The organism is Bacillus sp. VT 712 (genome assembly GCF_001614195.1).
GTDB lineage: Bacteria > Bacillota > Bacilli > Bacillales > Bacillaceae_H > Priestia > Priestia flexa.
Genome location: NZ_LWBK01000070.1, coordinates 1 through 5212, shown reverse-complemented (window position 1 = coordinate 5212; position 5212 = coordinate 1). Strand labels below are relative to the sequence as shown.

General features: G+C 36.2%; 7 protein-coding genes and 1 rRNA gene. 1 reads left to right on the top strand and 7 read right to left on the bottom strand.

All coding sequences use genetic code 11. The features are described 5' to 3' along the window. Together A2U94_RS19570 and A2U94_RS19565 are read right to left on the bottom strand one after the other, a co-directional pair. Positions 1-433 (bottom strand): 16S ribosomal RNA (locus A2U94_RS19570); the annotation flags it as partial. 276 nt (positions 434-709) lie between these two features. Further along, complete coding sequence (locus tag A2U94_RS19565; protein WP_025909550.1) at positions 710-1579, bottom strand: nucleotidyltransferase-like protein; 870 nt, start codon at positions 1577-1579, stop codon at positions 710-712. Positions 1580-1799: 220 nt separating this feature from the next. On the opposite strand from A2U94_RS19565, the gene A2U94_RS19560 reads away from it, so the two are divergent. After that, the gene (locus tag A2U94_RS19560) at positions 1800-2171 is read left to right on the top strand and encodes a YgzB family protein (RefSeq protein WP_025909549.1); all 372 of its coding nucleotides are present in this window, start codon (positions 1800-1802) and stop codon (positions 2169-2171) included. A gap of 11 nt (positions 2172-2182) precedes the next feature. Here A2U94_RS19560 and perR read toward each other — a convergent pair whose 3' ends face one another. From perR to A2U94_RS19535, 5 genes are all read right to left on the bottom strand, one after another. Beyond that, positions 2183-2587, bottom strand: a complete 405-nt coding sequence (gene perR / locus A2U94_RS19555; protein ID WP_061786178.1) for a peroxide-responsive transcriptional repressor PerR — start codon at positions 2585-2587, stop codon at positions 2183-2185. A gap of 276 nt (positions 2588-2863) precedes the next feature. Further along, the gene (bcp, locus tag A2U94_RS19550; RefSeq protein ID WP_025909547.1) at positions 2864-3334 is read right to left on the bottom strand and encodes a thioredoxin-dependent thiol peroxidase; all 471 of its coding nucleotides are present in this window, start codon (positions 3332-3334) and stop codon (positions 2864-2866) included. 69 nt (positions 3335-3403) lie between these two features. Next, on the bottom strand, positions 3404-3805 hold the full coding sequence (locus A2U94_RS19545) for an ion channel (RefSeq protein ID WP_025909546.1): 402 nt from the start codon (positions 3803-3805) through the stop codon (positions 3404-3406). A gap of 92 nt (positions 3806-3897) precedes the next feature. Continuing rightward, the gene (locus tag A2U94_RS19540) at positions 3898-4683 is read right to left on the bottom strand and encodes an ABC transporter permease (protein WP_025909545.1); all 786 of its coding nucleotides are present in this window, start codon (positions 4681-4683) and stop codon (positions 3898-3900) included. A 3-nt stretch (positions 4684-4686) separates the two neighbouring features. Beyond that, positions 4687-5212 (bottom strand): ABC transporter permease (locus tag A2U94_RS19535; protein ID WP_062954776.1); only part of this gene is annotated, 526 nt, incomplete at its 5' end.

Genomic DNA, 5212 nt, shown 5'->3' with positions numbered 1-5212 from the left:
CCCGAAAGCCTTCATCACTCACGCGGCGTTGCTCCGTCAGACTTTCGTCCATTGCGGAAGATTCCCTACTGCTGCCTCCCGTAGGAGTCTGGGCCGTGTCTCAGTCCCAGTGTGGCCGATCACCCTCTCAGGTCGGCTATGCATCGTTGCCTTGGTGAGCCGTTACCTCACCAACTAGCTAATGCACCGCGGGCCCATCTGTAAGTGATAGCCGAAACCATCTTTCAATTTTCTCTTATGCAAGAAAAAATGTTATCCGGTATTAGCTCCGGTTTCCCGGAGTTATCCCAGTCTTACAGGCAGGTTGCCCACGTGTTACTCACCCGTCCGCCGCTAACGTCATAGAAGCAAGCTTCTAATCAGTTCGCTCGACTTGCATGTATTAGGCACGCCGCCAGCGTTCATCCTGAGCCAGGATCAAACTCTCCGAAGAAATGTTTGACTTGCTCATAAAAGTTTTTAAAAATTAACGTTGACGTTTGTCGCTCTGTTCAGTTTTCAAAGTTCAACCGCCGCTCTTAGGCGACTTTCTTATCTTACCAAGTAGTTAACTTTTTGTCAACAACTTTTTTAAGATTATTTTTCAAGTTTTTCATAAACTTGGTATCGCTCATCAGCGACGTATATAAATTTAACATGTATTTTCATGAACGTCAACATCTTTTTTAAAAAAAGATAAAAAAACATTTGTTTTTTTATCTTTCCTTTATTAACCCTTATTAATAGCGTAGTGACGATGATATAAACTCTTTCCTTTTGTCTCCACTTTATGAACAACTACAATCTCTTTTTGGATGAGGAATTCTAGCAAAATTCCTAAATCGATTGCATATGGGTTAACTTGCTGATGTGAAATGAGTTCATTAAACGTCCACTCTTCTTTTTCGCTCATAATTGTTAATAGATGTGTAGAACCTATATCAACTTTTTTATTTACATAAAGCTCACTAGCTAAGAATAATAGCTCAAGCTTCTTGTTTATCTCTTCTTGGCTGCCAACAAGCTCTTCATATAAACGATAAATAGATGGCTCAATTTTTTTCACTTGATTCCAAACAGTAACCTCTGGGTAAAACCCATTTTCTAGTACTGATAGACGCGCTAAATGGTGTAAAGCATGAACCACATGATTGAATGCATCTAGATGATGATTTGACGTATAAAAGTCTTTTCCTTCTTTAAAACGGCGAATAAGCTTGGCAAATTCAATACCTATCCTCTTCACTCGATCTTCGCGCGGAAAATCCAGTAGTCTTTTTTTCAAATTTGCTACGTATTCATTACGATCAAACAGTACTTTTCCATTTAACACCCAATCAACAGTACGTCGGTTGGTACCTATCATAATCCATTCGCTGATCTGCTGTTCTGAAGCTATATAAAGAGCTGCTCTTTGTTCTTTATACTCATACTGCTTCACAAACACAGGTACCTCATTGTTACTTGTGATAATAAATAGTATGGCATCTAAGTCATCTGTAACTGGTGAATCTGTTTTCCTTTTTTCTATTAATAAAATACCTAACGTTTCTTTTTTACTTGCTCGCTCTTGGTATAGCGGTCGTAAAATATCTTCCATTCTGCAAGCTCCTCACTATCATAATTAAAGATATTGGTCTAATCTTCTTTTATATTGAAACACATTTAGTGTGAATGTTCGTGATGGACTTCCTCACAGCTTATTATAACAAATTCTCTCTTGTATTCACTCCCTAAACAGTTCTATCAGTTAATTCAACCTAAAAGACTTATTTTTCTTACAATTATGCTATATTTATAAAGTGGGAGGGAGATTTTTCATGGGAATTAAATACTCAAGTAAAATCAATAAGATCAGGACATTTGCATTAAGCTTAATTTTTATTGGCTTCATCGTGATGTATGGAGGAATCTTTTTTAAATCTTCCATGTGGCTTATGACCATTTTTATGCTATTAGGTTTACTATGTATCATTGCTAGTACCGTTGTTTACTTTTGGATTGGCATGCTTTCTACTAAAGCTGTACAGGTCACATGCCCAACCTGTAATAAACATACGAAAATGCTTGGACGAGTAGACTTATGTATGTACTGCAATGAGCCTTTGACTCTAGATCCAGCCCTTGATGGAAAAGAGTTTGATGAGAAATATAATAGAAAAGACACAAAGAAAGCTGATAGTATATCATAACTATCAGCTTTTTAATGTGCTTTTTTAGTTGTACAATCCGGACAAGTACCATAAATCTCCATACGGTGGTGACTAATCTCAAACCCGGTAATGTGCGCTGCAAGTGCTTCTACTTCATCTAATCCTGGATAATGGAAGTCAACAATTTTTCCACACTTTTCGCATATTACGTGGTAATGCTCGGTCGTAATATAATCAAAACGACTTGAAGCATCTCCGTAAGTTAGCTCTTTTACAATTCCTACTTCTTTAAAAACGCGTAGATTATTATAAACGGTTGCCACACTCATATTAGGAAATTTATCCTCCAATGCTTTATAAATATCATCAGCAGTTGGATGTGTCATTGAATTGATTAAATACTCTAAAATAGCATGACGTTGCGGTGTAATGCGAACGCCAGTTTCTTTCAGCATTTCAAGCGCTTCTTGTAAATGATTTGACACGTCATGCACCTCTCTTCTATAAGCATTCTTACTTTATAATTCTTACAATTAGTGTAACTCTTACTGCTTCACTTTGTCAATCTCATTAACAATTCCTACTATATATTATTTTTAAACGATTTTTTATTCATTCAAAAAAAAACGCGACTATCTAAGTCGCGCTTTATATCGTAACACCTGAGGAGGTATGCCCTACACTGTTATCATACGCATAACGAAAGATTTTGTTATAGACGAATGCCTTAATTATGCTAAATTTTCTTTAATAAAACGTAAAGCTTCTGCTACGTGATCTTTCACACGCACTTTGCGATATTCTTTCGCAATTTCACCGTCTTTGTTAATAATGAACGTCGAGCGCTCAATGCCCATATACTCTTTTCCAAAGTTCTTTTTTAACTTCCATACACCATATGCTTCAGCAACTTGATGATCTTCGTCTGCTAATAGTAAAAATGGTAGTCCATGTTTATCAATAAATTTTTGATGTTTATCAATTGGATCTGGACTTACGCCTAAGATAACTGCATCTAAGTCTGCAAATTCTTGATGAGCATCTCTGAAATCACATGCTTCTGTCGTACAGCCCGGCGTCATATCTTTTGGATAAAAATAAAGAACAACATTTTGACCTTTATAATCAGATAGAGCTACCTCTTCTCCATTGTTAGCTGCTAGTTTAAAATCTGGTGCTACTTCACCTACTGTTACTGTCATCTTATATCGCTCCTTTTATACAGTTCTCTATGGTTATAGGGTAACCAATTTCGCGATTTAAGACAACTTTTAAACTTTCTCATTTCGACTTACCGTGCGAATCACAAAAACAGCTGGCATCATATACCCAATGAGAGCTTCGATTGTTGCAAACATCTTTCCAATACCAACGGGATACATATCTCCATACCCTACAGAGAATAGCGTAATGGCACTAAAATACATGCTGTTGAACAGTGTATAAAAATAATGTTCTTGATGATAAAATCCTCCACTAATTACTTCTATATTACTCATTTCAAAAACCGTATAGATTAAGCTAAAGCCAAGCAAAACCGTTAAATATGAATAAAGTAAAACAAAAAAATGACCAAGTGAGAAGAAATGAAATTCACCGAGCTCTTTTTCAAACAAAAATTTCATGCTTCCTACCATTAGAAACACAATGACTAGAATCAACGAAACCGTCATACGGATACTCCTTTAAGTAAAAAAGTTCTTGTATTACTATACGTTGTCCCCTACCTACTCATTACTGTTCAATAGCATAAAAAAAGCAGGCATCAGTTGCCTGCTCCTCGATACCTTTTTACACCAACGTTCCATAAGACAATAGCTAGAGTAAAAAAGATAACCCCCATAACTGGAGTTAAAAATGCATAGCCATACCATTCTTCTCTTCCTAAGAAGTAAGCAGCTGGATATACTCCAACAAAGGCAAACGGTAAAATCCATGTTAGCACATAACGAATGACGTTGTTATAAATATCAACAGGATAGCGTCCATAGTTTCCAATGTTATACATCGTTGGCATAATAGACGTACGAGCATCTGACCAAAAACCTATGCTTGCGAGTGCAATAAAGATACCTGCATATACCAACGCTCCCCCGAGCACAAATAGAATAAAGATGAAAAAGTCATACCAAGCAAACGAAAGGTCTAAAATGGAGCCAGCATAAATCATCACTGCCACCCCGGTGATTGCTCCAAATAAAGACTCTAATTCCATTCTTTCTAAAATCACTTGAAACAAGCTATGAATAGGTCTTGTTAAGATACGATCCATTTCACCTTTAACAATATAGCGCTCATTAAAATCCCAAATGTTAAAGAATGAAGAGAATACCGCAAAAGGAACTAGGAAGAATCCATAAATAAAAATGATTTCTTCTCGTGACCAACCGTTGAGAAATTGAGTGTGGCCAAATACAACTAAAATAAAAATTAAGTTTACTGCTTGAAATAGTAAATCAGATACAACTTCAACAACCATATCAGCTCGGTATTGAAGTCTGGTTTTTATATATTGACTGATGTATTGAAAGAACATAGAAAAATAAAACATTGCTTACCCTCCTTGGATGACCATCTTTTTCTTTGCAACATTCCATAGAAAGACGATAGGAATAAATAAAAGCAGTGACCAAATAAGCTGTGTCACCAATGCAGTTACCACTTCACTTCCCGTAAATCCTTCTGTAAAGATCATGCTTGGAATATAGCTGATTGCTTGAAAAGGAAGATACCCCATTAAATCTTGTGCCCAAAGAGGATAAAAGCTAATTGGTAATAAAAGCCCTGAAAACAAATCTATGATAACGCGCTTTGCACGAATTAATCCATCATTATTAAACAAGAAGAATGTCGTAATTCCCGTTAATAAGTTAATTTGAGTATTAACAATAAAGCTAAAGATAATTGAAAAACTAAAATAAATCCATGTCTGTACGTGGCCTGATAAATCTATCGGGAATAAAAACCAGACAATCACCATTCCTGGAATGGAGAAGAATAGCAGTCTAAAAATCCCTTCTCCAAGCCCCTGCATCATTTTCATTCCAAGATAGTTATAGGGCTTAATTAGTTCAACCGCC